We start from the raw sequence: 24,884 nt of genomic DNA on the forward strand, positions 1-24,884 counted from the left end.
AAATCATAATATCAAGATCCCTCGACCATCATAAACACTCTCTCTATTTTCATTCCGGATCGCCCGATCCAGCGCCATAATCAAAGCAACCGCACCATCAATACGTTCTGTACTTTTCTCTTTATCTGGCTTTATGTTCCCTGCTGGGTCAGTTTTAACAAAGATGTTATCCATCATCCATCGTAAAACCGGATTTCCACCGTGAACGATTCTTTTCTCAAGGGTTATCTTCATCAATTCTTTTGATGCTGGTGACATATCCTTGTATCCTTGTCCAAAAGGAACAACGGTGAAGCCCATCCCTTCAAGGTTCTGAACCATTTGTACAGCACCCCATCTATCAAAGGCAATTTCCTTAATGTTGTACTTGGTTCCTAGTTCTTCAATGAAAGCTTCAATGAATCCGTAATGTACGACATTCCCTTCTGTCGTTTTGATATAGCCTTGTTGTTCCCAAATATCGTAAGGAACATGGTCTCTCCTCACCCTTACTTTCAGGTTTTCATCTGGAATCCAAAAGTAAGGGAGAACAATGAACTTTTCATCTTCCATTCTTGGTGGAAACACCAAAACAAAAGCTGTAATATCTGTTGTGCTAGAAAGATCCAGCCCGGCAAAACATTCTCTTCCTAGAAGACTGTCAAAATCAACTTGTTCATCACAAGCATCCCATTTCTCCATTTGCATCCAACGGGTGGATTGCTTCACCCATTGATTCAGTCTCAGTTGTCTAAAGATGTTTTCTTCAGCTGGATTTTCCTTTGCACTAATAAATGCATTTCTAACTTTCTCTATGTCAATGGTATGGTCCAATGATGGATTGGCCTTATACCAGTTCTTTTCGTCAGTCCAATCATCGTCGTCTTTGATTCCGTAGATGACTGGATAAAAAGTGGGATCAATCTTTCTTCCTTCGATAATGTCTACTGCTTTTTGATGAACCTCATAACAGATTGAATTTCTGTCTGTACCTGCAGTTGTGATTAAAAAGAACAACGGCTGAAGTCGAGCATCCCCAGAACCTTTTGTCATAACATCAAACAACTCACGGTTTGGCTGAGCATGCAATTCGTCAAAGACAACAGAATGAACATTCAGACCATGTTTCGTATAAGCTTCTGCAGATAGTACCTGATAAAAACTATTGGTAGGTTTATAGACTAGCCGTTTCATGGACATGACAGGCTTGAATCTTTTTCTAAGGGCTGGCGACTGATCCACCATCTCCACTGCAACGTCAAAAACAATCGAGGCCTGTTGCCGGTCAGAGGCACAACCATAAACCTCTGCTCCCCATTCACCATCAGCACATGTCATTAATAAAGCTACGGCAGCGGCAATTTCACTCTTTCCATTTTTCTTTGGTATTTCAATATAGGCGGTATTATATTGCCTATAGCCATTTTCTTTAACCGTACCAAATACATCTCGGATGATTTTATCTTGCCAAGGTAGAAGGTCGAAAGGAACCCCACGCCACTGACCTTTTGTATGTTTTAAGCAGTTGATAAAGTTAACTGCATGCTGAGCCTTTTCCTCGTCATACACCCTTACCACCACCTTGAAAGAGCATTAATTCCATCGGGTCATCTGCATCATTTGGTTTGTCAGCCACAATTCTACTTCTAGATGAAGGAGTTAATCCAAACTGCTCACAGAACCGATTCATGATCTTTAAATAGCTCTGGGCGATAGATACCTGTGGCACCTGTTGCCAATATCCTGAAGGGGTTTTGACAATGGTTCCATGTTTGGTAATAAACTCTTCTGCCTCTTTCCATCTAGCATAGGCTTGGCAATATCCCGCAAATGCAGCCATATCTACTTCCGTCAGGATTCCTAATTGCTCTAGTTGCTTGACCATTCTTCGCCACTCTTTCTTAGCTTCAGGTTCAAGCCAAGTTGGGCATCTTGGTGCTTTCTTTTCAGGTTTTGGTTCATTCTGATTCAAATCTCGCTTTCCTGGATTGCCTTCTAATGCTTTCAGTGCAGTTGGTTTTGGTTTCCTTCCACGTTGGGCCACAGGCGCCACCTCCTTTCAAAATTGGCATAAGAAAAGAGCCTACCAACTGATAGACTCCAATAATTCATGTCTTTAGTTCTTCCATATTTCCATCTTGAACTCGCCTTCAAAAATCATCCAGCGTACTTCCCCATCTTCAAGTTGCAGGACTAGCATACCCGGCAAAAGATACATCTCGTTTTCTTGGTACCCCGCTTCTTTCAATTCTCGCTTTTGCTGAAGCAGCAGTTCCATTCCCTTAACAGCATCAACGTTCCCTTGCAGCATCTGAACCATATCTCTGGTCATTCAAACAACCTCCCTGTGTTTTGGTATGTCTATACATCACTCTAAACACAGGGATTATCAAGTTAATTATCACCTTTGATGCCTTTAAAATTGTAATTGCCCTTCTTAATTTCCTCATGCTCCGCTTTGACCGCCTCACCATAATCGGCCCGCTTGGTTTCCTCCTCCTTGCAGCTTAAGCAAAGGCAGTCTGTATTGTACATGGACATAATCCGTCCGCCTTTTAAATTGCCGCCACAGCGGTCACAGTGCGTTTGTGTGAAGAACTTATCCATTTGGCTCACTTACCTTTCTAAAGGCTCCGCTTCCTTCAAGGTTTTGCAAAAGTACCTTTCTCGTGGTTTTGTACCCAGGTCCATTCATCCCTAGTCTGATCAGCCAAGTCCTGAAAGCGTATTTCGGATTGTCATCCTGAGCTCGTTTGAAAGCGGCTCGCTTTTGCTTTTTGGCATTTTGGTTGATGAATGCGGCGAGGTCTTGAAAAGCTGCAATTCTCTCTGGATCCAAGTTTTGCGTTTCTAGTTTGATAGTGAATGTTTCTTTTTCAAAGTCGAAAGTTAAGCCCGGAATCCTCTCAAGGGAAAGTTCATCAAGCGCCTTCCTAAATTCCTCAATGGTGCTTGTTTCCTTTTCATTCAAATCCTCCGGAAAGGTTTCGTCCATCAGCGGCTCGTTTGTTTCAAAGGCCATCATGATCAAGTGTTGTTTGCTATAAAGCATGTTTACTAGATTTCTTAATGTGTTTCCAGTGTGGCCCTCAAGCGGGAGCTTTACCTCAATCCCATCCAAACCAAGAACCGCTGGCTGTTCGTCACTAGTTTCTGCTTCAGGTTCTGGCGGATTAATTATCTCTTCAAAGGTTTTTACTTCCCCGGCTGAGTTTGTGATCGTGCCCTGCCTGTCAATGGTGTAGGTTTCATCCTCGGTTATAATTTCGTAGGCAAAGGTCGGAACGTTTAAGTACTTAGGTTTCACTCCTAAAAATTCTCCTAGTTTTTTGACCATTTCTTTTCGATCCATTTTCATTACCTCCTGTGTTTTGGTGTAGTACATATATCACTCTAAACACAGGTAATAGCAAGTCATTCCTGACCAAAATGCGTATATTTATAGACCAATAGAAAAAGGCCCAAGAAGGCCCCACTCTAATCGTTTTCAATTGCTGTGTATCTTGGATAACTATAGCCTTCGCTGTTTACTAAAACTGTTTCACCAGTTTCTTTATTGATGACTCTGATGCATCGAGTCCCCTTATTCGTATTCACTCCGCCATCTTCGATTGTGATCCAAGGCTGGTCGTTAAAGAAGTCGTTCGCAAAGTTATGAAAATCCTTATCTTCTAACTCCACTTCTTTTGTTACGATGTATGCTTGACCCCGCTGTCCTTGCTTAATGGCTTCTTCAGTAATTTCCTTCAGCTCAGCTAGATTACTAACTTTCCTTCCAAATAATGCTTTCATTTCATCATCACTCCACCTCAACGTATTCCATGATGATTTGGAGGGCTTCACCGTAGGAGCTTGATGCCATCACCCGCTCACTAACTTCTTTTGTTTGTTCCTCTTTTCCATCTTCTTTTAGCGCCCTGTTGACTCGTCCAAGAATAGAAAAGATATTGCCGTCTTCGCCGATAAGTTTGACTGATGGCTTTTGATTTCTTTCCATCACTCTGCCTCCAATCTCTTCAAGGTAGTAGCATATTGCCATACACGTTGAAGCATAGCAACTTTGTTCGTCTATAGTATTTCGTCTAATAAAGGTTTAGGAACATCTGAATACGATAGCTTCTCTCCGTTTCTTTCTAGATAAACATTCGCATCCGTTCCCACATGTTCGATATACCTTTTGACTATTGCATCTGTATATTTTTCATCTAGTTCAATCGTATAGCAAATTCGGTTAATCTGTTCACAAGCCATGAGAGTGGACCCGCTTCCGCCAAAAGGATCTAACACGATGCAATTGCTCATGCTGCTATTCTGAATAGGGTAGGCGCATAGACTAACTGGTTTCATGGTTGGGTGGATTGTATTTTTAGAAGGTCTATCAAAATTCCAAATGGTGCTCTGCTTTCGATCTGCGTACCAATTGTGCTTTCCATCTTTTCTCCAGCCAAATAAAATCGGTTCATGCTTCCACTGGTAAGGACTCCTACCAAGAACCAAACTTTGCTTGGCCCAGATACAAACACCAGATAAGTAAAAGCCAGCATCCTTGAATGCCTTCCTGAAGTTATAACCTTCCGTGTCAGCATGGAACACGTAGATGGATGCATCCTTTTCCATACTAGCAGCCATATTCTTATAGGCTTTTAGCAAGAAGTTATAAAACTCTTCATCTTTCATATTATCGTTCTGGATACTACCCGCTTGTGAAGAGTAATTTACATTATACGGAGGGTCCGTTACGACAAGATTTGCCTTCTGACCATTCATAAGAACTTCATAAACTTCCTGGTCTGTACTATCTCCACACACTAAACGATGTCTCCCAAGTAACCACACATCACCTTTTTGAGCTATGGCTGGTTCAGATAGCTCCTTTTCAACATCAAAATCATCTTCTTGAATGTCTTTATCATGAACCTCGTTAAACAGCTGATCGATTTCCGGTGGGTCAAAACCCGTAAAGGCAACATCGTAATCCAATGACTGTAAATCTTGAATCAGGTCAGCTAACAGCTCTTTATTCCACTCACCGCTGATTTTATTTAAAGCGATGTTTAGAGCCTTCTCTTTCGTCTTATCAACATCGATGACCACACAGTCTATTTCCGTAAAACCTAATGTCTTTAAAACGGTGATTCGTTGATGTCCTCCAATCACCGTCATATCCTGATTGACGATAACAGGCTCTACATAGCCAAACTGCTCGATACTGTTTTTAATCTTTTCAAATTCACTGTCGCCCGGTTTCAGTTTCTTCCTAGGGTTATAACTAGCAGGAATCAAATCATCAATGGGCAGCTTTTTAAATTCCATCTTCTTCACTCCAAAATCTATATTTGATATAACAATCATGGCTGCAGAACTTCCGCTTCTTATTTCCGTAGCAACTAAAACTTCCCCCGCATTGTGGACACGTATAGTTATAAGTAGCGGTTTCCCTTTTCTTTCGTGCCTGAGGATTTTCATTCCACCATTTACGGCGGCATTCATCTGAACAAAACTTCCGAACTCTTCCTCGACCCTTTTGCTTAAGCAGTTTACCGCAGGAGGAGCAGAGCACATGGTTTTTCATTTGTTCTTTCACATTTAATGAAACAACTTTTGCATCGCCATCAAGGCCATTATGCTTACAAAAAATACGCACAGTATCACGGGATTTCCCCAACACTGCAGCAATCGCTTTATAGCCAACACCTTTGAGCCTTAGTGCATAGATTTGTTGTTTTTCGCCTTCAGTCACCGCTCCCACTCCTTTCTGCGTAAACAGTATTTGAAAGGGCAATAAAAAAACGCATAATTCAGCTATTCAACAAGCCAAAACATGCGTTTCGTTCGTATTTTTTGTTTATCGATTAAAACTGTTAAAACCCAGTCCCGACAAGGGACGAACGCCATTTTTATCATTTCCTCAATCGTACCTTTTCGCAAAATAAAAAGTACTCCAAACCCTTACCACCATTGAGGCGAAGCTCATATTCAGTCCTTCAAGAGTAACCCCCCTTGTTTAATTCCGCGAAAATTCACGCGAAGGGGGCGCGCGGTCGCCGTATACAAGGTTGTAGAGATTCTATACCCCCTAGGGTTCGTCAAAAAGAATAAATAGGATACTGATCTTCTGTTCTTGTCTTCCGGTCGTGACATCTCTTACACAAAGATTGCCAGTTGCTTTCATCCCAGAACAGTTTCTGGTCTCCTCGGTGAGGTTTGATGTGGTCCACCACTGTTGCTTGGGTAAGCTTACCTTTTTGTTCACATCGTTTGCAAAGAGGATGGGCGTTCAAGAATCGTTTGCTCGCTTTCCTCCAGCGGTTATCATAACCACGCTCGGTGGCGTTTGCTCTATCATCTACATGAAGCTTTGCATGAAACTCACAGTACTTGTCATCCGTTAACAAAGGACAACCGTTGTGTTTGCACGGCTTCTTTGGTTTCTTTGGCATTGCTCTCAACTCCGTTTAATCCAATTAAAAAAGCCCCGAAGGTTTGTCCTCCAAGGGCTGTATCATTCTATTTCTACAGCTTATACTCTATCACAGGGATAGGGTGGCTTATAATGGCTTTTCATGGCGTGTTTTTATTTAATGAAAATATATAAAAGAAAGTGTAACATCCAGGCATTATTTTTATATTTTTTTAAAGGAATTTATCTATTGATGTCGAAGCATATAATAACCTCAATTTTAACCTCGAAAGGAGCGCCTCACTATGAATACCACTTTAATGAAAGAAGCTTATTCAATGCTGTATCAGATGGAAAATCATTTACGTTTAATTATTAAAACTAACATGCAAAATAATTATGGGCACCATTGGGTTTCAATCCTTTATGAAAAACGAGACGAACAAACTTCTTACTTCCACGAACTTATCGCCTTCTTCGGAAAGTATCCTCACGACCTGACTCATTTCAAGACAGTACAATTAAAATTACTTCAGCAGCTTATCCCAGTAAGAAATAAAATTGCCCATTCTCATTTAATTACGCAAACTGAATATCAATTATTAGAACAATGCTATCAGTTTGTAATTAAACAGCCTGTTATTAAACCAAAAAAGGCCAGCAAAAAGATAAAGGATTCAGTTTTACACTAATTTAAGTTAATTAACTATGCAAGGAAGACAACAAAAAAAACGTATGGCAATTTCTATTCAAAATGCCTTACGTTTTTTATTTTTTTTGTTTTATAAAAATCGATTTCATGTACATTCAACATTGGTGATTGCTAATAACCTAGTAGCTTCTTTCAGTGCTTTTCGATGCAGCCGATAAATCCAACGTAAATCATACCCCATTATTGCAGCTACTTCCTCCCAAGTGCTACCCCCAAGATAACGAAGTTCAAGGAGCAGCCTGTATGATGGATTCTCCATTTCAGATACAAAACTTGTTAACTCACGTTTTAAATCTACCAACTTATCAATATCTTCATTGATTTCCTGTTCAAGACTCATTAGCTTCACAAGGGCATTTTCCATTGGTGAGCGTTGTTTCGTTCCTTGTACCTTATCATCCTGGAGGGTCGATGTTGTTTTTAATGCCAACTCCCTTAACATCGAAACTTGTTCTAGTTTACTGTTTATTCTTTGATCCAGCCTGAACGCCTGAGATAAATATTCTTTAGCATCCACCATAGTCCCCTCCTCTCTTTCCGCCAAATTAGCTATCACAGCTTGCCACCTCTTTTTGCTGTTTGACACTATCGATGTTATAGAAATCCATGATATGGTCTCGTGTAGCATCATCCAGTGATTGAATATGCTCAAATGACCTTTGTCTTTCTACGCTTAACTGAGGTACGGTTTTAAAGAAACTGCAAACTGTCCCTTCACATTGATTGACCTTTAAGATCTTGCACTTTCCTTCTTTGTAAGCAAAACACTCCAATTCCTTTTTCACTTCTTCAATCAAACTACTCATCACGCACCTCCTTCCTCGAATTGTATTGGTTCATTCTTGCCTTGACTGCTTCAATCAGTGCAGCTTGACTCACATCTTTATCTTCCAATGCTTTCATCACTCGCTCATCAATCGTATCTTTTGCAATAATGTGATGAATGACTACTGTTTGTTTTTGCCCCTGCCGCCATAGTCTTGCATTGGCTTGTTGGTAGAGTTCGAGGCTCCAAGTTAAACCAAACCAAATAATAATGTTCCCACCTGTTTGAAGGTTCAGCCCATGACCAGCTGATGCTGGGTGGGCTAAAAGAATCTGAACCTTTCCTTGATTCCAGTCCTTAATGTCTTGATCTGTTTGAAGGAGCCTCGGCTTTAGTTTCTTTAAATGATGTAAAAGCCTGTCCTTATCGTGTTGGTACCCATAAAACACAAGTACTGGCTTTCCACTTGCTGCTTCCATCAATTCATCCAAAGCTTTTAGCTTTTCATCATGAATGTGCTTCACATCTCCATCTTCATCGTAAACAGCACCGTTAGCTACTTGTAATAACTTATTCGCCAGGACTGCGGCGGATCCAGCCAACACATCCGCTTCTTCAATCGATAGAATCAATTCCTTTTCTAATAGGTCATACTGCTCTTTCGCCTTTTTTGGCAATTCAACAGGTATGACATTGTCCAACCGTTCAGGCAGTTCAAGGTAGTCCTTCGCCTTCATGCTCACGCAAATGTCGGATAGCTTTTCATAAATGGTGTCTTCAGCGCCTTCTTTAAGCTTCCAAGTGTAGACCATTATTTGATTTCGCTTATCCGGAAGAAAGAATTTCTCTCGGTAACCAGTGACTGTTTTCCCCAATCGCTCACCACCATCTAGCAAATAAATCTGTGGCCACAAATCAATCAAACCGTTTGGTGCTGGTGTTCCTGTTAATCCAACCAATCGTTTAATAAAGGGCCTCACCTTTTTTAAGGATTTAAATCGCTGTGCTTTGGAAGATTTAAAACTTGATAACTCATCAATGACCACCATGTCAAAAGGCCAGTCGGCATCAAACCAATTCACTAGCCAGGTGACGTTTTCTCGATTGATGATATAGACATCTGCTTTTTTATATAAAGCGGCTACTCTTTGCTTTTCACTGCCAAGCACTTTGGAAATTCGAAGCTCTTTCAAATGGTCCCACTTTTCCACTTCTTCCTCCCAAGTCGTACTTGCTACTCGAAGCGGTGCAATAACGAGAACCTTGGCAACATCGAAGTAGTCATACATCAGTTCCAAAATGGCGGTTAATGTCGCTATCGATTTCCCCATTCCCATCTCGAGGAAAAGAGCTGATTTCTTTTTATCGATTATCCACTGGGTAGCGTAATCCTGGTAATGATAAGGTTTGTATTTCAAAGAACCATCTCCTCTAGCAATCGATCGATCGCCTCATAACTATCAATCCTATAAACTTTAAATCCTAATGCTTCTAGCTGCTTTTTCCTTTTTCGTTGCAGGGCTCGAAGCCTTTTAGCTGGTGCCTTTAATTCCACAAAGGCGACCTTTGAACCGTTAAAGAGCACCAGCCTGTCTGGCACGCCTGCAAAACCCGGCGATATAAGCTTTAATGCCAGCCCGCCACGCTCCTTCACCTTCTCTTTCAGCCGTTGTTCAACACTTAATTCATTCATCTACCGGTCACCCCAAATTTTATTGTTTACAAACAAATCCAGTATTGATAAGGGTTTGAGCCACCTTGTAAACTTGTAAACGTAAAAATGGTTAAGCTATACATATAAGGCTATTAGAGGGTATAGGATATATATAGTATTCTCTATACTCCCTATTTCTTCTTATATAGATATATATGTTTATCATGTTTACAAGGTATATAGAGTAAGAGGGACAAGAGGTTTGATGTAAACAATTGAAAAATTTTATAGTTTACATGTTTTACAAACTATCCCTTCTAAATCCTCTTTGTGTTCCGTAATCATTGTCGAACCGAATAGAACTCACCCTTTTCCAACCCGGTGTATGTTGGATGATCATATTGATTTCTTTGGCATCATATCTGGTCATTATCGATACATCCTTTTGAAAAAGCTCCTCCCACACCATCTGTGCACATACTTTGTTTAATTTCATGGTTTGAACTGAGTTGTCATTTGGTTGACCCATATGCAAATAAGTTCTTCTTGTACCAATATCAAGTTCATACCAGTTCGTTGGCACTTCGGTTTCTAGATAAGTTCTGATACTTTCAGCAATTGGATTCTCCTGTGTATGGGCAGCTTGAAGTTCACGAGCCTTTTCCTCGATGTCTTTGCTTAATGCCAAGGTCTCTCCCTTTTCGTACAGTACTTTTGCTTCTGCCCAAATCTGGTCGACCTCATCCTCCGTTAAATCATCCCACATGTTTTTCCTGCCGCCACCGTTTACTGTAATCGGTAAAAAGCGACGGTTTCCCGTTGGATCATTTAAAAAATCATAATCGTTGGTTGTCCCAAAAAACACGCACTGCCGCTTGAATGTTTCATTATGCCTACCATAAGCTACCCGAAACGTATCCTCAGATTTTGAGATAAAATGCTTTACTGCCTCTGTGTCCACTTTCTTTGTTGCCGTCAGCTCCGCCATTTCCAAAATCCATGCACCCTGAAGCTGTTCGTAGGCTTCCTTGCCCTTCACGGTTATTAAGGAATCCGAGTGCCATTCCTTACCTATCAGCTTAATAATGTAACTCTTTCCGACACCTTGAGGGCCAACAAGGACAACACAGTAGTCAAACTTCGTACCTGGACGATAGATTCTTGCTACTGCTGCAAGCAGAATTTTGCGAGTAAATGTTCGGACGCACTCATTATCATCAGCACCAAGATAATCTACCAGTAAGGTTTCAATCCGTTCCTGGCCATCCCAAACAAGACCATTTAAATAATCTTTAATCGGATGAAAGGCATACTTCACAGCCACTTCACTCCATGCATCCGCAATAACACCCGCTCCTTTGATGCCGTAAATAGAGTAAAGGTAATTTCGCAAACTGGCATCATCGGAATCGGACCAATATTCACCACGCTCAACGCCACGCCAAGGCAAATCGTCTTTAATGACCACCCGATGGACGAAGTCGTTCATTGCAATTCGATTCTTTAACGCTGGATCATTCTCCAGAACAAGGATGACATTCGGTGCACTTGAGACAATGTTTCCCTTTTGATCCCTCGTTAGCTCCGTTAACCACTCAATGTCCTCTTCTTCAAAATCATCCGCAGCAAGGTTCAACTGTTCTTTCCCAAGTGTCAGTTTGACCTGCTTGTCCTTTAAGGCTTCTTCTACCATCGCTTTATACGAGGGCAACCGATTGATTGGTGTTCCTTCCTTCACCGATTCATCAAGGTCACCGAATAAATGAATTCGCACTAAATCAAACGCATTACAAAGCTTGCCACCGATTGGGTCAGTAGAATGATGGGAAAAAGCAAAATCACCCTCTTCATAAACCACCAGTCCTCCCGCTGTGGAACCAGCTGAATACGTGTAACGATTCGGATCCTCACAAGGGGAATAAACGTCACTTAGGTATTTCTCAATTACATCTAGCACAGAGTACGTCCGGCAAAAAGCACCGACTATTCCTTCTTTAGTTTTTGGGTCTCCTTGTTTATCAGCTAGCCTCTTTCGTTCATGAACGGTTCTCGAGCTTTCCGGCCAAAAGGAGGAATCCCTCCAATCTGGATATCTCGCCAAAACATCATCTGGATCGATCCATGGCTCGTCCAGTACTTTAAAGACAAATTCCCCATCAGAGGAAGTCGACGGCCAATACATCAACCGATGTACTTGATAGGTGGTATCATCGAAAAAATCAATTCCAAGATCAGCTGCTATCCTTCTTGCCACTGGTACATACTCATCGGCAGTAACTGGTCTTGATAAAGGAATCACTAGTCTTACCCTCGGATTCTTCGGATGATGTTTATGAGTAGAGTACATGGCGCATCCGTAACCAAACATGGTCTCGACCGAGGCCCACAAATCCCCTTTCACAAAATCAGCATCAAGGGAAACAATCTGTCGCCAAACCACACTGTCATGTTTTCGCCTGCCACCCTTTAGAGTTCCACCAACAAAGCCACCAACATCTTTAATCTCATCCTGTTTCGATTTGGAAAGCTTTTTGTATTCCTCATATGTTTCATGGGTTCGTATCGTGCCACTTAGCTTCTGAACCACTTCAGACCAAAGCATTTCTCGGTTCTTCCAGTTTAGTTCCTTTCGACTTCTCCCGGTCGCAATCGTAAGGTTTCCATCATACTTTAAGCCGTGGCTTTTTCTCTCACTGGGCTCTTTCACTTCTACCAGCCTCCCTTCGTAACACAGTACCCAGGCCCTTTTTGGCTCCTTCCAAATCACCGGAAAGAGCCTGACCTTTCAATGTTTTCATTGTTTGTTTTGGTAGTATATCTTTGTATCGTTTCAGGTACATTAGGAATTTCACTGTATCCATGTCAGCCAATTGCCATCGCTCCTATCCAAATGTTAATCTTTCTTGTAATAGAAGGTTTCAAAGCTATCCGCCCCAAGAGGTAGACCAGGTGCCCAATTAATTGATTGGCCCATTATGTTTTCTACCTCTTCCATTGACCCGGTTCCAACAGGAACATCAAGAATGACTTCATCATGGACATGGAAATTAATACGGTATCCCGCTTCATCCAATCGAAGCATCGAGACAGCTAGACAATCTCTAGCAATGGCTTGAATAATATTCTCCGTAAGCTTTCCACCGTAAGTAGGAATCCTGCCCCACTGTTTGGATCCTTGTTCCATTCCTTCATACGTAAGCTGTTCTTTTCCAAAACGCTCGTCTATCCCGATTCTTGGTCTAACATAAGCAAGGGAACGACCAGATGGCAGTGTAATAAATAAAATGCCTTTGGTGTAATTAAAGGTAAGTCCATACTGCATTTTTACCACCGCTTTTTCTTTTACTGCTTTGATAGCTGCCGCTTCTATTCCCCACCAAATTTTGACGATATTTGGATTTGCTTCTCGCCAAGCAGATACCAAGTCCGGAAGTTCGTCTTCATTCAAGCCCATATCTAAAGCACCCATCTGCATCAACGCCCCTTTAGAGCCACCGTAGCCAAGAGCCAATTCAGCAATTTTCCCTTTTTGTCTCAGAGGGCTACCTTTATCGATGGTTTCAATGGGTACTTTAAACATCTGTGCAGCAGAGGCTTCATAAATTTTTCCGTGTGATTGAAACACATCCATCCGCCAACGCTCTCCAGCAAGCCACGCAATCACTCTTGCTTCAATAGCTGAAAAGTCAGCAACAACAAAACGGTGGTCTTGTGATGGAATAAATGCCGTTCGTATTAATTGTGATAATACGTCCGATACACTCTCAAAAAGAAGTTCCAAGGTCTCATAGCTCCCGGATTTCAATAGGTCTCTTGCAATCTGTAAATCTTTTAAACTGTTTCTTGGTAGGTTATGAATCTGAACGAGTCTACCAGCCCACCGACCTGTCCGATTTGCCCCGTAGAATTGGAGCAACCCTCTAATTCTTTGGTCAGAACAGATGGAACGCTCCATTGCTTCATACTTTTTCACAGAGGTTTTTGACATTGCTTGTCTCAATTCCAACAGCCGCTTCACCTCAGGGTTTTCCACTTCACCCATTAGTGCTTCCACATTTTTCTTTGCAAGGCTATTGACTTCTAGCCCTTGCTTTAACAACCAACCTTTCAGCTGCGCTGGACTATTTGGATTCTCTAGCCCTGTTAAACGCACAGCTTCTTCAAAGAGCTTATCCTGAAACGCTTTATCTGCTTGAATGGCATTTGTGACTAAGCTATTATCAATAAGAACACCTTCATCATTGATTTTCTGGTCCAATTCCCAAAGCTTCTGTTCAACTTTTGGAATTGGAAAAGCCTCTAACTTATTCCGGATTTGCCTTTCGACCTCAACATCCTGTTTGCAGTAATCCTTAAAAGTAGCCCACTTATCCAAGTCATGTTCTGGTAGGTTGCGGGTCCTTCCTTCATTTACTTTGGTAGGTTTACAAGGAACCGAAAAATAGCGGATTAACGCTTTCCCTTCCTTCATTTTCTGTTCCTTCAACCTGAGGCATTTCGCCACTCCATCGAGATAACCAGGTAAACCAAGCATTAATGCATGAACCGATGAACACCGCCATTGTTCTGGCGGCATCGGCTGATGAAAATACTTGGCTAAACAGGTTCTTTCAAAGTTGGCATTATATGCTGTCTTTATTATTGTCGGATCTATCATAGCTTTTAAAATGGCAGCTGGCATCTTCTCACCAGAAGCTAAGTCAACAATCTGCACCTCTTCGTCATCAAAGGCATAAGCAATGAGAAGAATTTCAAAATCAGATGATTCACAATAGGCATAGACCCCAGATTTAATGAGGTCTACACTACTGTAAGTTTCTATATCAATGGATAATAGTTTCATAGACATTAACCTAAGATGTCGTCTTCATCATCGTCACTGTCGTCGCCAAAATCAGCTTCGGCACTGCTACGGCCACCAAGTGGTTCTCCATCATCCGTCTTCATAATGTTTTGAAGTCCCGCTGCAATCCCACGATTTCCATTTACATTAAACCCATAAAAGGTTAAACTGACTCGTCCATAGCAGCCGGAGTAAAATTCACTTTGATCCATGATAGGATTCAAATCCGCATCGACAATTCCTGGTTTAATCTTGCTGTTGGCATTAATGAAGTAGGAATCCGCATATGCCTCATCATCTTCACGATCCACATCGCCGTCCCGCAGGGGCGTCTTCAAATTTGAAGGCACCTTGCCGCCAAACTTGTCCTTGTTTTCTTGAGTCGCTTTTTGAATCGCATCTTTTACCTTTTTGATGGTTTTTTTATCCGACTTCGGAATAATGATGCTTACTGAATACTTCAGGTCACTTCCATTAACGCTGACTGCTTGATGTACATTTGCATAACTGAACCGTACTGGGTTTTCCTTTGTTCCAATTGTGATTTTTATCATTACTTATTTCCTCCTCATTATTGAAAATCTACTTCAGGTGAAGCTTTTATTTCTGGTCGCTTGTCCTCTTCTGGTACGAGCTTGACCTTGCCCCGTGCTTTTGTAATAAGCGACCCAAGCAACTCTTGAAATGCTTTTTTACCTAACTCTTTTTCTAGAGTAGTAATCGTATTGAGTGATTTCTTATAAATCACATCACTGTCATATCCTGCAGCAGTAAGTGCCTCAATTACTGCATTTTCATCACTATACTTGCGGCTACCTCTGCCCTCGACCAGTTTCATCCCTGGCCATTGCTTGTTTTCATTCATCGCCATAGCAAATGCATATTCTTGAACATCTTTTGCCCAGCTCATCAGCTGATCAATAGAAGTTAACACTTCCACTACTTCATCATCTGTAAGTAATGGAGGTTTCTGAAAATCCATACAAGCAAGTTTCAAATTTTCTTCTGCCCTAGCTCTGCAAGTCGCCTTAACCTTACAAAAACGGCAATGCTCGCCGGCCATGAAGTCACCTTCGCCATTAAATGCTAGCTCCGCCTTGGGCTTGACCTCATTCTCTGCCCATTCCAATAGTTCTTCGACCTGCATTTCATCAGTGGAGATATTATCTAACCTTGGCTGCACAATGGTCATCAGTATTTTCTGAGTATCATAGAGTACACCAAAGTTGTTTAATGCACCCAGAGCGTACAGTCGCATTTGTGGGTTTTCAACTGCTGAAACCTTTACACCTTTCCCACCCTTAAGGTCAATAACTTCTAATCTATCACCATAAATCAGTATTATGTCCCCGGTTCCGAATCCATCTGGAACATAGGGACTAAAATCTACCCTTTCCTCAATAAGGATGAGCGGATCCTTGCTAGATGCCCTAGCCTCATTCATTTTTTCAGTAACAACATCAACATAGGTTTGAACGGCTTGTTCAATTTCTGAGTTATAAAATTCACTTTGTTTCATCTGCTTCAGCTTTTTGTTCAACTGAGCTTTTGTTATCTGCTTTAATTCGTATGACAAGTAAAGTTCTGACAGCTCATGCATGAATGTGCCTTCTTTGGCAAAGACGCTTGTTGTTTCTTCATACTGCTCTGACAGTCGAACACTTGGTGGACAAGCTAACCAACGACTGGCACCAGATGCACTCAAACTTGCATGAGCTCTTTCTGAATGGTTCATAGATATAGTAGAAACCTCCTTTTAAAGCTTTTCAGCTTCTTCTAATAGTTCAGGATACTTTTCCACTGGGATATCACTTAATTTCTTTGCTCCAAATCCCGTAATCAGCTCTTTCACTTGTACCTGTTTCCCATCTTGAGAAAGTGCTGCAAGTTTGGCTCTGACATCCTCCAAAGTTGGTAGCGTAGCTTTCGGAGGTTTTGCTGATTTCTTTGATTCCTTGTTTTCTTTCGCTTCCTTTTTCTCAATAGGAGCTACAGAGTCCATTTGATTGCTTTCTAATGCAATCACCAATGTTTCAATACTTCCTGCTAGATTTCGCAAGTCTGTCACTACATCAAGTGCAAGTTTCGTTTTACTCATTTGCTTTTTCTCCTTCCTTTTCATTTTGTTCATCAAGCTGGCTCAGTCGATTGGCTAGTCTTTTCGATACAATGCTGATGGCTGTAAGGACGCCAACCATCTCTTCCTGCATATCTTTATTGACACCCTTTTGCTTTACTTGTGTTGTCATCACAGGTCACCTCCTTTTCTTTAGATATAGTCCTTCACTTATTAGCCAACGGGAAAGATGGTTTGGTAACCAAAATTACAAAAAATATTTTTTAAGCTTGTCCAACACCTTTTTGTGTCGTTTAACAACAGCTACATGAGATATGTTTTCTTCCTTCGCTACCTCTCTTACTGTTAAATCTTTATAGTAAAGAGCCTGTATGAGCTCCTGTTCCTTTTCATTCAGTTCAGCCATCGCTTCCTGCAAGATTAATAGAGTTGCTTTATCACAGAGAATATCTTCTATCATTTGGTCATCTTCAAAATCACCGCCTAGATCCATCAAACGATTGATTGAATCTTCCTTGCTTGGGATATATTCAATCGTTTCTGCTTCAGGGTCAACAGCAATCCGGCCAACTTTAATATCCTGTTCCAGGTACCGCTCTCTTCTTTTCATTTTGTAATACTCTTTATAAATCTCTTTGCTAACACTGACTTGCTCCTTGCCGATTTTAATAAAAAACTCACTCATTCTCTTTTCCTCCTATGGCCCGGCAAGGAGCCGTAAGGGAAAAAGAGACAAAAAAATAAGCCGGACACAGAACGCCGAACTGCATTATTTGCAGGGCGATCCATGTCCGGCTTATAGGTAGTTCACACCACGACTCCATTGCTCGGTACCGATTATTTTTGATTCAATGTGCATTCACTCGCTAGATGATCATTTTTTCTCAAAATATCGATCATCCGGCCTGGGTAATGCAGTCGATTCCTCGCTCGGTATCATCGTGATATGAACTTTTTATATAAATAAAAAAGGCCCAGATATATCAGTTATGCATCTACTGATTTATCCGGACCTTAAGGTAGATTTGATTTGCAACTCATGGTGAGGCACTATCTCCTTTTCGTCTCGCTTTAGGTTTTCCACTTACCTGTTTGAATTTATCTGTCGCGAGCTCAATTTCCCAAACTCGCTTACATTTGGTGCACTTCGTTTGTACGGGGCCAGCAGCATTATCCCCTTTATCCATTAGCCTGTGACCACACACAGGACATTCCACTCTTGCCAATACATCTTCTTTAATCATTCGTTTTCCTCCCAACTGTTGTAATAAAGCCTTTTTATGAAAGTAATCCTCTATTATATTTTACAATGGAACATACGTTCTGTATAGTTAGAATACCAATTTTCTACTTTTCCCTATTATCACCATTTATACCGTCCTCTCAGCGACACATTTTATTTTGTTGCATATTTGGGAAATGAGGTCAAATAAAAAAGTTGTATTTCTAACAATTTCCATTATACTTCGAATACAATATTAGAGTCAATCCCATATATGCAACTTACATAAAAAAGTTGCATAAAATGTTAAAGCGAATTATAATTTGAGTGTAGTAAGAAATTGGAGGGCAATTTTATGAAGAAAGATGAAATGAGTAAGACTGATCAGGAAATTCTACGAAGACGTTTAAAGGAAAGGCGTCTCTTTTTAAATATGACATATCAAGATTTAGCCGAGAAAACGGGCATGAGTAAATCTTCTATACAGCGATACGAAACGGGAGGGATTAAAAATATTCCATATGATAAAATTTTTGCTTTATCAGAAGCATTAGAGGTGAGTACTGAATATTTTACTAATTTGACAAAAGATTATACCGGGGAATCCGCTTATGAAATCAAAGTGGTTAAAAAAGAGGATAGATCACAACACTTAAATCATATTAAAGAATTTGAGGAAAGAGCCATTAGGTATATAACTCCAAACTTAATTTCACAGGGGTATAATATAGAACGGCACAGTCATGGCTCTGTGGGAGATATTGTTGCAACAAAGGGGAAGGAAATATGGCATATAGATTTTCTTTATACGAGAGATGTAAGCAAGTATCCAACTGGAATGGGAATGGGGCGACAACAGCTTCTTCTAAGGTTTGGAAGGCTTGCTGTTTACGATAAACCTATTACAAAGTATTCAATTGTTATGGAAAGACGTGAATTGGCAGAGCAATTTTTGAGATTAAAACCCATTCATTTAGATATTGAGGCGAGTATCATTATCTTAAGAGGAACTGATTTTGGAGAATTACATTTCTAGGAGAAAATAAACAACACAAATAAGCCCGCCAAGCCAAATTAGGCCTAGCGGGTAAGTTTTTTAATCCCTACTAAATAAATCTCTCGTATAAACCTTATCTTCCACATCACGTAAATCATCAGACAATCGGTTTGCAACGATTACATCTGAAACTCTCTTAAACTCTTCAAAATTATTTACTACTCTTGAATTATAGAATGTCTCTTCATGTAATGCTGGCTCGTATACAACAACTTCAATACCTTTGGCTTTAATTCGCTTCATGACACCTTGAATAGCGGATTGTCTAAAGTTATCTGAGTCCATTTTCATAGTAAGCCTATAAATTCCTACAGTCTTAGGATTCTTTTTAATAATCATTTCGGCAACATGATCTTTTCTTGTTCTGTTTGCATCTACGATAGCCGTCATTATATTATTAGGGACATCTTCATAATTAGCTAATAGCTGTTTTGTATCTTTAGGTAGACAGTAACCACCGTAACCAAAGGATGGGTTATTGTAATGATTCCCGATTCGTGGATCTAACCCAACACCATCAATAATTTGCTTACTGTCTAACCCTCTTATCTCTGCATAAGAATCGAGCTCATTAAAAAATGCGACTCTCATCGCTAGGTATGTGTTAGCAAATAGTTTAATAGCTTCCGCTTCTGTTGAATTTGTAAATAATACAGGAATATCTTCCTTAATAGCTCCTTGAACTAACAAATCAGCGAAAACTTTAGCTCTCTCAGATTTTTCACCTACGATTATACGTGAAGGATATAAATTATCATAGAGTGCCTTTCCTTCACGTAGAAATTCAGGCGAGAAAATAATATTTTCCGTTTCAAATTTCTCTTTTATTTTTTCTGTATAACCTACTGGGACAGTAGATTTAATTACCATTACCGCATCTGGATTAATAGACAGTACATTAGCAATAACCGCTTCAACAGTTCTAGTATTAAAATAGTTTCTATCCGGATCATAATTTGTTGGTGTTGAAATAATAACATAGTCAGAATCTTTATAAGCTTTATAATTATCTGTTGTTGCAATTATATTTAGTTCTTTTGTTGCTAAATACTCTTCAATCTCATTATCAATAATAGGAGACCTTTTATTGTTTATCATATCTACTTTTTCTTGAATAATATCAAGAGCTATTACTTCATTATTTTGGGCTAGTAAAATTGCATTGGATAATCCTACATAACCTGTTCCAGCTATAGTTATTTTCATTATTCCCTCTCCCTTACATTAACTAGGCTTTTAACAATTTTAATCAGAACAACCTGTGCTCAATCAAAAGCCCTAATCAATACCTAGCAAAAATTTAAGATAAGAGGCATGATTGCATGGTTGCTAACTCAAGAAGCATCCTAAGTTTTCTTATTAATAAAAACAAATATTAAAATTGTTATAAAGTACACCCTTGAGAATAATCCTAATTCCTTTTACTTACGATTTACCAACGTCACTCTATTCTTAATAATTAATTTTAAATCCTTGTAAAATAATACAATTAATATACTCAGAGGAATAAAACTCAACAAAATAACGAACCACAAATTGTCAATTATAATAGCAAAATATGCATATATCGTAACTATAAGTGCCATTATATATATACGTACCAAAGGATATTTCACCTTGAAGTACTTCAAGGAAATGATTGTTCGTAAAGTAAAAAATACAATATAAGAAATTGCTGTGGATATAGCTGCCCCTAAGGCACCAAAGTCAGGAACAAGCAACCAATTTCCTAATATGTTTATACCACACGCCATTCCCGCAATAAATATATGCCAATTTATCTTTTTATAAAAGTTGATACCTATTACAGTTGTCTCTGAGATAGTATAAAAAATTGGCATAAAGACTAAAAATGGCATGATTATTGCGGCATCTTGATATTCCCTTCCTAATAAGATAACGATTAAGTCCTTAGCAGCAATACTTAATATAGCAACTAAATACATTGCAAATGCAACAATTATCGTTATATTCCGAAAGAAATCCTTATCTTGAGGTCTTTTTTCAAACTTTTCATAAGCAACTGGTGTCCAAAAAGTTGAAAATGTTGTTTTAAGTATCATAACTAGAGCTACTAGACGCATAGCAGCAGAATATAAACCTAATTCATCAAAAGTACTCCAATGCCTAATTGCAATTTTAGCAAATGCTTCAAATAACCATGAGATAAAAATAGTTAAAACAAAAGGAGCTCCAAATTTTATTATTTCTCGTTGTGAGTGCTTAACATTTTTAATTGCTAGATTATCGATAGACCAAAATTGTTTCCCGAAATAAATAGCAATAATATTTAATAAAATTAATGTAATTAGAGTGGAAAAAATAAGAACTTCAAAATTCGCTCCCAGTAAAAAGAAAAAACTTATAACTAGACATAAATTAAACAATTTTTGAAAAATTTGAAGTAATGAATACATATTCCCTTTTTGCTGCATTCTTATAACCAATTGAGCAAAGCGAAATAATAATTGAGCAAAAATTCCACCTGCAATAACAAATGCAAGTAGCAAACTTTCTTTATCAAACAAGAATAATGTAATAGGTTGGTAAAAGATTACAATCAAACAAATTATAACTATAGTGGCGAATAATGGAATACGCAGAGAATTAAATAAGAGTGCCCCCCTTTTATTACTCTGCTCTTCATAAAAAAAGCGGACAAAAGCTTGATCAGTACCAAATATCGTTAGTATCATACAAACTTGTACAAATAAATCAAACATAGACGCTTTACCAAGAGCATCTGGCGGAAGTATTCTAGTTACTAACATGGTTGTAAATAAACCTATTATTAACCCAACCCAACTACCATAGGAAAATTTGAGAAACTTCCCAAGTAAGTTATCTTTCATAATAAACCTTCTCTACTTATTGTTTTATCATTAAATAAAAATTTTAAATTAGTATTTTATTTGCAGTGTTAATCCGTAAAGTCAATATGATACCTGTTTAATATTGCCTTTAATTGCTCATCATTCTTGTTTTGGTTGACATTAAAACTTGCTAATGACTCATTTTGACTAGAATCAATTGTAAAAAGTTCACCAGGAAAAGAAGAAGACTTAACAACCCTTGTATCATTTTTTAACGACATTATCTTAAGCCACAAGTCATCAGCAAAGAAGCAAAGTTCTTTTATACTGTTTTTATTGAAAACTTCTTTGTTGACAGAATTCGGTGGATACAAAACACCACTTACGCCTGTCGGACACAATAACATTGATGGCTTAGTATAATCTGTTGGATTTTGTATCCAATTATTATAAGAAGTAATAGTGCCATTTTTATTTTTCAGGATTAGATGTCCTCTATTACAACAAATACAATCAGGATACTTTTTGTGCAATTTAATCAATGTTTCCAATGTATTTTTGGGATAAATAATATCATCATCAACAGTTATGACTATCTCTTCGGGATACTCCATAAAGGTATAATAATATTTTTTATGCGATCTTAAATCATCACAAAATCGTATATCTAATCCTCTTTGTTGCTGTTTCAAGAGATTAGGCGGGAGACTACTGTACCCTTCAAATTGCTCTTCTGCTAACCAAAGAATAATTTTATCAGGTCTATAGGATTGTCTTAGTAAAGATTCGATTGCTATCCAGACAATATCAATTCTTCCTGGAAAAGTAGTCATAGATACTATTACTTTCCTCTCCCTGTTTTCTGTAGTGTTAATCCCTATTTTATTTTCCCTAATTGTAAATTTATAATAAGTGTTGACAAACTTATTTGCGAACTTCCGAATAATTATACACAACAAGCTATTTATTTTCCTAAGTATTATTATTTTAAATTTTTTCCTTTTAAATGCAAAATACATATAATACAGCCAATTCAACATATTGTTTTACTCCTAAATCAATCATGAATGTATAACCTTTAACATCATTTACTATTCTTTTAGAAAGAATCCAAAATATTTATCATTTTCAGTTAGCCTTAAGAAAACTTAAACTTTGATTAAAAGCGTTTAAGTGATTCATTAACTTCATAAAAACTCTTATTACATTCTCTAGTTGCTATTTAAGATTTCCCTATATTCCCCTAATAATTTTTTACCTATAATCGCCCAATCATATTCGTTTAAAACTAATTCATACCCGTTTTCAACTAATTTAGAAGTGAACATATCATCATTAAATAGTCTTTTAATATTAGATACTAAAGCATCTATTGAATGTGGCGGGACAATTATGCCATTAACAGCATGACTTACAGAACCATCCATACCCTGATCCTCACAAAGTATTATTGGCTTCTTAAAAAACATCGCTTCTAAATAAACAAGTCCAAACGTTTCTCTCCAACTTGGCATAGAAAAAATATCACAAAGTGACAAATACATCATAGCTTCAGGATGTTTTAGGGCTCCTAAAAACTTAACATGATTTTCTAAATTCAAACTATTGACTAGTTCTTTTAGTTTTGCTTCATATGGGCCATCCCCAATTACTAAATATAGGATATTTGGATATTCCGCAACAAGCTTTGATACAGCTAATATGTTATATTGAATTCCTTTACTCTCAATTAAATTTGAAATACTCAGAATTACCCTTTTATTCTCTAGTTTACCCCTAAGGGACTTCTCTAGTTCTTTCTCATTTAATTCCTCCATTAAAACATTGGGGTAAATACCATTACCTAAATGTATTGAATCCAAGTTAAAATTAGTTTTCAATTTCTTAGATAGTTGAAGACTAGGTGAAACTATTTTATTGGATTTCCCCAGGGATATCTCAAGCAATTTTTTCAATTTATTCTTTTTAATTGAAATATCCATATCAGTACTTCTTATTGTAGTAATCAGCGGGACTTTATACCTATCTTTTACATATATGCCAGCATAATTATCCGGATATGCCATATGTGCATGAACTAGATCAAAAGGAAATTCACTATATATTGATTCAATAATCTTATCAGTAGATTTTATTATTGATTTATATAACCTTCCATCATTTAAGCCATAAGGGAAATCTATAAATCTCGGGTAATATATTTCAATTCCTTCATAGCTATCCCTATAAGGCAACATAGAATATTCTAACCATTTATGTCTCACATTTTTTAAAATGCTTGGTACAAAAGGTATTGGTGATATAACGCGAACATCTACCCCATTTTTTTTTAATTCTAAAGCTTGACGATGCATAACAGCACCATTTCTAGAATCATATTTATTGGGATAAAGCCTAGATATAAATAATACTCTCACAGGTCATCATCCTTCTTGTACTAATAAATTATAAAGCAATCGATTATATAAAGTTTAATTAAGTTAACCCTTGGCAATTGTAATTCCTGTAAAGGTAAAGTTAATTCCAAAAGAACTTGTATGGTAAAATTCTATCCAAACCTTGAAAAACTTTGGAAATATAAAAACTTGCAAAAAAGAAAATGAAAATTATACTAATTACACCTTTTACTAAAAAGGCTTCTTTTATTTTCATTTTTATATTTCCCCTGCCTATTTTTGATACAACATAGGGCAGATATAAAATAATAAATATGAAGTAGTACAGATTTAGTCTAGTAAATAAATATGAAAAGCTACTTAGTAACTGTATCATAAGTGCAATTATCATAATATTAGTTAAAACTCTATTTTCAATAATTGCGGAAAATGTAGATGCATTGTAAAATATAAATCCTAATAACAAGACTAGGATAATAAATACTGCTGTTCCCCCAATGCCTGTGGAAGATTCATATAAACCAATGACATGTTGACTATCATCATAATAAAGATTAGTTAAAATTTCCCCTATTCGGTATTTCATAATATACATAATTATAAAAAAACCTAATAAACATAATAAATATGATTTTGTAATCTTCTTTTGAGCTAACCAATATGCTGGTAAAAAAACTAAAGCAGTATTATGAAAAGAAGCTGACAATAATATCAAAATAATAAATTTCCATGGTTTCTTGTTTATTATGAAATAGTAACTTATTAAGATACCTGATAACGCCAATGATTGTCTAATACCTGAAAAGTTAAAAAAGAAAAATTCAAAAGAAAAGTAGATTAGATAACTCAAAAAAATATTTTGGGAATATTTATAAATAATTACACCTAAAGGGACATATATCATTTAACTTACAAACACTAACCAAAAACTAAAGTCTCCTAGAAAAATTGTACCAATAACTTTC

At 38.1% G+C, this 24,884-nt stretch carries 29 protein-coding genes; 2 read left to right on the forward strand and 27 right to left on the reverse strand.

The features are described 5' to 3' along the window. Positions 1-3 precede the first annotated feature (3 nt). The 10 genes from E1I69_RS05775 to E1I69_RS05820 all read right to left on the reverse strand — a co-directional run bounded on the left by E1I69_RS05775 (position 4) and on the right by E1I69_RS05820 (position 6,419). A complete protein-coding gene (locus E1I69_RS05775) occupies positions 4-1,548 on the reverse strand; it encodes a terminase large subunit (RefSeq protein WP_136378646.1) in 1,545 nt (514 codons plus the stop codon). Beyond that, positions 1,541-2,023: a phage terminase small subunit P27 family gene (locus E1I69_RS05780; protein ID WP_136378647.1), complete on the reverse strand. Its 483-nt coding sequence runs from the start codon at positions 2,021-2,023 to the stop codon at positions 1,541-1,543. Before E1I69_RS05780 ends, E1I69_RS05775 begins: the two co-directional genes overlap by 8 nt. 72 nt (positions 2,024-2,095) lie before the next feature. Beyond that, positions 2,096-2,311: a hypothetical protein gene (locus E1I69_RS05785; RefSeq protein WP_136378648.1), complete on the reverse strand. Its 216-nt coding sequence runs from the start codon at positions 2,309-2,311 to the stop codon at positions 2,096-2,098. Positions 2,312-2,373: 62 nt separating this feature from the next. After that, positions 2,374-2,586, reverse strand: a complete 213-nt coding sequence (locus E1I69_RS05790; RefSeq protein WP_136378649.1) for a gamma-glutamylcyclotransferase — start codon at positions 2,584-2,586, stop codon at positions 2,374-2,376. Next, the gene (locus E1I69_RS05795) at positions 2,579-3,331 is read right to left on the reverse strand and encodes a hypothetical protein (RefSeq protein WP_136378650.1); all 753 of its coding nucleotides are present in this window, start codon (positions 3,329-3,331) and stop codon (positions 2,579-2,581) included. The genes E1I69_RS05790 and E1I69_RS05795 overlap by 8 nt, the downstream gene beginning before the upstream one ends. Before the next feature lie 125 nt (positions 3,332-3,456). Then, positions 3,457-3,771, reverse strand: coding sequence for a DUF6329 domain-containing protein (locus tag E1I69_RS05800; protein ID WP_136378651.1), 315 nt, complete (start codon positions 3,769-3,771; stop codon positions 3,457-3,459). Positions 3,772-3,778: 7 nt separating this feature from the next. Continuing rightward, a complete protein-coding gene (locus E1I69_RS05805) occupies positions 3,779-3,976 on the reverse strand; it encodes a hypothetical protein (protein ID WP_136378652.1) in 198 nt (65 codons plus the stop codon). Between the two features lie 71 nt (positions 3,977-4,047). Then, positions 4,048-5,292: a site-specific DNA-methyltransferase gene (locus E1I69_RS05810; protein ID WP_136378653.1), complete on the reverse strand. Its 1,245-nt coding sequence runs from the start codon at positions 5,290-5,292 to the stop codon at positions 4,048-4,050. Then, the gene (locus E1I69_RS05815) at positions 5,282-5,719 is read right to left on the reverse strand and encodes a helix-turn-helix domain-containing protein (RefSeq protein WP_136378654.1); all 438 of its coding nucleotides are present in this window, start codon (positions 5,717-5,719) and stop codon (positions 5,282-5,284) included. The genes E1I69_RS05810 and E1I69_RS05815 overlap by 11 nt, the downstream gene beginning before the upstream one ends. A 346-nt stretch (positions 5,720-6,065) precedes the next feature. Continuing rightward, positions 6,066-6,419 carry an HNH endonuclease gene (locus E1I69_RS05820; protein ID WP_136378655.1) on the reverse strand — a complete coding sequence of 118 codons (354 nt, stop codon included), beginning with the start codon at positions 6,417-6,419 and terminating at the stop codon, positions 6,066-6,068. A gap of 265 nt (positions 6,420-6,684) precedes the next feature. On the opposite strand from E1I69_RS05820, the gene E1I69_RS05825 reads away from it, so the two are divergent. Continuing rightward, positions 6,685-7,071, forward strand: a complete 387-nt coding sequence (locus E1I69_RS05825) for a hypothetical protein (protein WP_136378656.1) — start codon at positions 6,685-6,687, stop codon at positions 7,069-7,071. Between the two features lie 105 nt (positions 7,072-7,176). On the opposite strand, the gene E1I69_RS05830 is transcribed toward E1I69_RS05825, so the two are convergent. The 12 genes from E1I69_RS05830 to E1I69_RS05885 form a co-directional block, all read right to left on the reverse strand. Beyond that, positions 7,177-7,611 (reverse strand): DUF1492 domain-containing protein, encoded by a 435-nt coding sequence (locus E1I69_RS05830; RefSeq protein WP_242634542.1) that lies wholly within the window; start codon positions 7,609-7,611, stop codon positions 7,177-7,179. 25 nt (positions 7,612-7,636) lie between these two features. Beyond that, complete coding sequence (locus E1I69_RS05835; RefSeq protein WP_136378658.1) at positions 7,637-7,897, reverse strand: hypothetical protein; 261 nt, start codon at positions 7,895-7,897, stop codon at positions 7,637-7,639. Continuing rightward, the gene (locus tag E1I69_RS05840; protein WP_136378659.1) at positions 7,890-9,275 is read right to left on the reverse strand and encodes a DEAD/DEAH box helicase; all 1,386 of its coding nucleotides are present in this window, start codon (positions 9,273-9,275) and stop codon (positions 7,890-7,892) included. Before E1I69_RS05840 ends, E1I69_RS05835 begins: the two co-directional genes overlap by 8 nt. Next, positions 9,272-9,550, reverse strand: coding sequence for a VRR-NUC domain-containing protein (locus E1I69_RS05845; protein WP_136378660.1), 279 nt, complete (start codon positions 9,548-9,550; stop codon positions 9,272-9,274). The genes E1I69_RS05840 and E1I69_RS05845 overlap by 4 nt, the downstream gene beginning before the upstream one ends. 262 nt (positions 9,551-9,812) lie before the next feature. Continuing rightward, entirely contained in the window at positions 9,813-12,218 is a 2,406-nt protein-coding gene (locus E1I69_RS05850) for a virulence-associated E family protein (RefSeq protein ID WP_136378661.1), read from the reverse strand. A 186-nt stretch (positions 12,219-12,404) separates the two neighbouring features. Continuing rightward, the gene (locus E1I69_RS05860; protein ID WP_136378683.1) at positions 12,405-14,354 is read right to left on the reverse strand and encodes a DNA polymerase; all 1,950 of its coding nucleotides are present in this window, start codon (positions 14,352-14,354) and stop codon (positions 12,405-12,407) included. Positions 14,355-14,359: 5 nt separating this feature from the next. After that, positions 14,360-14,908, reverse strand: coding sequence for a DUF2815 family protein (locus E1I69_RS05865; RefSeq protein WP_136378663.1), 549 nt, complete (start codon positions 14,906-14,908; stop codon positions 14,360-14,362). 17 nt (positions 14,909-14,925) lie between these two features. Next, entirely contained in the window at positions 14,926-16,089 is a 1,164-nt protein-coding gene (locus tag E1I69_RS05870; protein WP_136378664.1) for a DUF2800 domain-containing protein, read from the reverse strand. A gap of 21 nt (positions 16,090-16,110) precedes the next feature. Next, on the reverse strand, positions 16,111-16,452 hold the full coding sequence (locus E1I69_RS05875; protein WP_136378665.1) for an rRNA biogenesis protein rrp5: 342 nt from the start codon (positions 16,450-16,452) through the stop codon (positions 16,111-16,113). After that, positions 16,445-16,603 (reverse strand): hypothetical protein, encoded by a 159-nt coding sequence (locus tag E1I69_RS24680; protein WP_165439144.1) that lies wholly within the window; start codon positions 16,601-16,603, stop codon positions 16,445-16,447. Before E1I69_RS24680 ends, E1I69_RS05875 begins: the two co-directional genes overlap by 8 nt. A gap of 75 nt (positions 16,604-16,678) precedes the next feature. Beyond that, complete coding sequence (locus E1I69_RS05880) at positions 16,679-17,116, reverse strand: sigma-70 family RNA polymerase sigma factor (RefSeq protein ID WP_136378666.1); 438 nt, start codon at positions 17,114-17,116, stop codon at positions 16,679-16,681. 352 nt (positions 17,117-17,468) lie between these two features. Further along, positions 17,469-17,675, reverse strand: a complete 207-nt coding sequence (locus E1I69_RS05885) for a hypothetical protein (protein ID WP_136378667.1) — start codon at positions 17,673-17,675, stop codon at positions 17,469-17,471. A 333-nt stretch (positions 17,676-18,008) separates the two neighbouring features. On the opposite strand from E1I69_RS05885, the gene E1I69_RS05890 reads away from it, so the two are divergent. Next, positions 18,009-18,689, forward strand: coding sequence for a helix-turn-helix domain-containing protein (locus tag E1I69_RS05890; protein ID WP_207308514.1), 681 nt, complete (start codon positions 18,009-18,011; stop codon positions 18,687-18,689). Between the two features lie 60 nt (positions 18,690-18,749). Here the strand turns inward: E1I69_RS05890 and E1I69_RS05895 are convergent, their stop codons facing one another. From E1I69_RS05895 to E1I69_RS05915, 5 genes are all read right to left on the reverse strand, one after another. Further along, positions 18,750-19,916, reverse strand: coding sequence for a nucleotide sugar dehydrogenase (locus E1I69_RS05895; RefSeq protein WP_136378668.1), 1,167 nt, complete (start codon positions 19,914-19,916; stop codon positions 18,750-18,752). 215 nt (positions 19,917-20,131) lie between these two features. Then, positions 20,132-21,562, reverse strand: coding sequence for a lipopolysaccharide biosynthesis protein (locus E1I69_RS05900; protein ID WP_136378669.1), 1,431 nt, complete (start codon positions 21,560-21,562; stop codon positions 20,132-20,134). 68 nt (positions 21,563-21,630) lie between these two features. Continuing rightward, positions 21,631-22,563 carry a hypothetical protein gene (locus E1I69_RS05905; RefSeq protein ID WP_136378670.1) on the reverse strand — a complete coding sequence of 311 codons (933 nt, stop codon included), beginning with the start codon at positions 22,561-22,563 and terminating at the stop codon, positions 21,631-21,633. A gap of 171 nt (positions 22,564-22,734) precedes the next feature. Further along, positions 22,735-23,940, reverse strand: a complete 1,206-nt coding sequence (locus tag E1I69_RS05910) for a glycosyltransferase (protein ID WP_136378671.1) — start codon at positions 23,938-23,940, stop codon at positions 22,735-22,737. 100 nt (positions 23,941-24,040) lie between these two features. Beyond that, entirely contained in the window at positions 24,041-24,823 is a 783-nt protein-coding gene (locus tag E1I69_RS05915) for an EpsG family protein (RefSeq protein ID WP_136378672.1), read from the reverse strand. Between the last annotated feature and the right edge of the window lie 61 nt (positions 24,824-24,884).

The organism is Bacillus timonensis (assembly GCF_004799755.1).
Taxonomy (GTDB): domain Bacteria; phylum Bacillota; class Bacilli; order Bacillales; family Bacillaceae_L; genus Ferdinandcohnia; species Ferdinandcohnia timonensis_A.

What these genes read in the sequence shown, in the direction of transcription:
- E1I69_RS05870 (WP_136378664.1), bottom strand. Translation starts at nt 16,089, where the DNA reads ATGAACCATTCAGAAAGAGCTCATGCAAGTTTGAGTGCATCTGGTGCC.
- E1I69_RS05795 (WP_136378650.1), bottom strand. Translation starts at nt 3,331, where the DNA reads ATGGATCGAAAAGAAATGGTCAAAAAACTAGGAGAATTTTTAGGAGTG.
- E1I69_RS05900 (WP_136378669.1), bottom strand. Translation starts at nt 21,562, where the DNA reads ATGAAAGATAACTTACTTGGGAAGTTTCTCAAATTTTCCTATGGTAGT.
- E1I69_RS05845 (WP_136378660.1), bottom strand. Translation starts at nt 9,550, where the DNA reads ATGAATGAATTAAGTGTTGAACAACGGCTGAAAGAGAAGGTGAAGGAG.
- E1I69_RS05785 (WP_136378648.1), bottom strand. Translation starts at nt 2,311, where the DNA reads ATGACCAGAGATATGGTTCAGATGCTGCAAGGGAACGTTGATGCTGTT.
- E1I69_RS05915 (WP_136378672.1), bottom strand. Translation starts at nt 24,823, where the DNA reads ATGATATATGTCCCTTTAGGTGTAATTATTTATAAATATTCCCAAAAT.
- E1I69_RS05905 (WP_136378670.1), bottom strand. Translation starts at nt 22,563, where the DNA reads ATGTTGAATTGGCTGTATTATATGTATTTTGCATTTAAAAGGAAAAAA.
- E1I69_RS05880 (WP_136378666.1), bottom strand. Translation starts at nt 17,116, where the DNA reads ATGAGTGAGTTTTTTATTAAAATCGGCAAGGAGCAAGTCAGTGTTAGC.
- E1I69_RS05810 (WP_136378653.1), bottom strand. Translation starts at nt 5,292, where the DNA reads ATGGAATTTAAAAAGCTGCCCATTGATGATTTGATTCCTGCTAGTTAT.
- E1I69_RS05830 (WP_242634542.1), bottom strand. Translation starts at nt 7,611, where the DNA reads ATGGTGGATGCTAAAGAATATTTATCTCAGGCGTTCAGGCTGGATCAA.
- E1I69_RS05865 (WP_136378663.1), bottom strand. Translation starts at nt 14,908, where the DNA reads ATGATAAAAATCACAATTGGAACAAAGGAAAACCCAGTACGGTTCAGT.
- E1I69_RS05875 (WP_136378665.1), bottom strand. Translation starts at nt 16,452, where the DNA reads ATGAGTAAAACGAAACTTGCACTTGATGTAGTGACAGACTTGCGAAAT.
- E1I69_RS05790 (WP_136378649.1), bottom strand. Translation starts at nt 2,586, where the DNA reads ATGGATAAGTTCTTCACACAAACGCACTGTGACCGCTGTGGCGGCAAT.
- E1I69_RS05805 (WP_136378652.1), bottom strand. Translation starts at nt 3,976, where the DNA reads ATGGAAAGAAATCAAAAGCCATCAGTCAAACTTATCGGCGAAGACGGC.
- E1I69_RS05890 (WP_207308514.1), top strand. Translation starts at nt 18,009, where the DNA reads ATGAAGAAAGATGAAATGAGTAAGACTGATCAGGAAATTCTACGAAGA.
- E1I69_RS05800 (WP_136378651.1), bottom strand. Translation starts at nt 3,771, where the DNA reads ATGAAAGCATTATTTGGAAGGAAAGTTAGTAATCTAGCTGAGCTGAAG.
- E1I69_RS05885 (WP_136378667.1), bottom strand. Translation starts at nt 17,675, where the DNA reads ATGATTAAAGAAGATGTATTGGCAAGAGTGGAATGTCCTGTGTGTGGT.
- E1I69_RS05895 (WP_136378668.1), bottom strand. Translation starts at nt 19,916, where the DNA reads ATGAAAATAACTATAGCTGGAACAGGTTATGTAGGATTATCCAATGCA.
- E1I69_RS05835 (WP_136378658.1), bottom strand. Translation starts at nt 7,897, where the DNA reads ATGAGTAGTTTGATTGAAGAAGTGAAAAAGGAATTGGAGTGTTTTGCT.
- E1I69_RS05825 (WP_136378656.1), top strand. Translation starts at nt 6,685, where the DNA reads ATGAATACCACTTTAATGAAAGAAGCTTATTCAATGCTGTATCAGATG.
- E1I69_RS05820 (WP_136378655.1), bottom strand. Translation starts at nt 6,419, where the DNA reads ATGCCAAAGAAACCAAAGAAGCCGTGCAAACACAACGGTTGTCCTTTG.
- E1I69_RS24680 (WP_165439144.1), bottom strand. Translation starts at nt 16,603, where the DNA reads ATGACAACACAAGTAAAGCAAAAGGGTGTCAATAAAGATATGCAGGAA.
- E1I69_RS05860 (WP_136378683.1), bottom strand. Translation starts at nt 14,354, where the DNA reads ATGAAACTATTATCCATTGATATAGAAACTTACAGTAGTGTAGACCTC.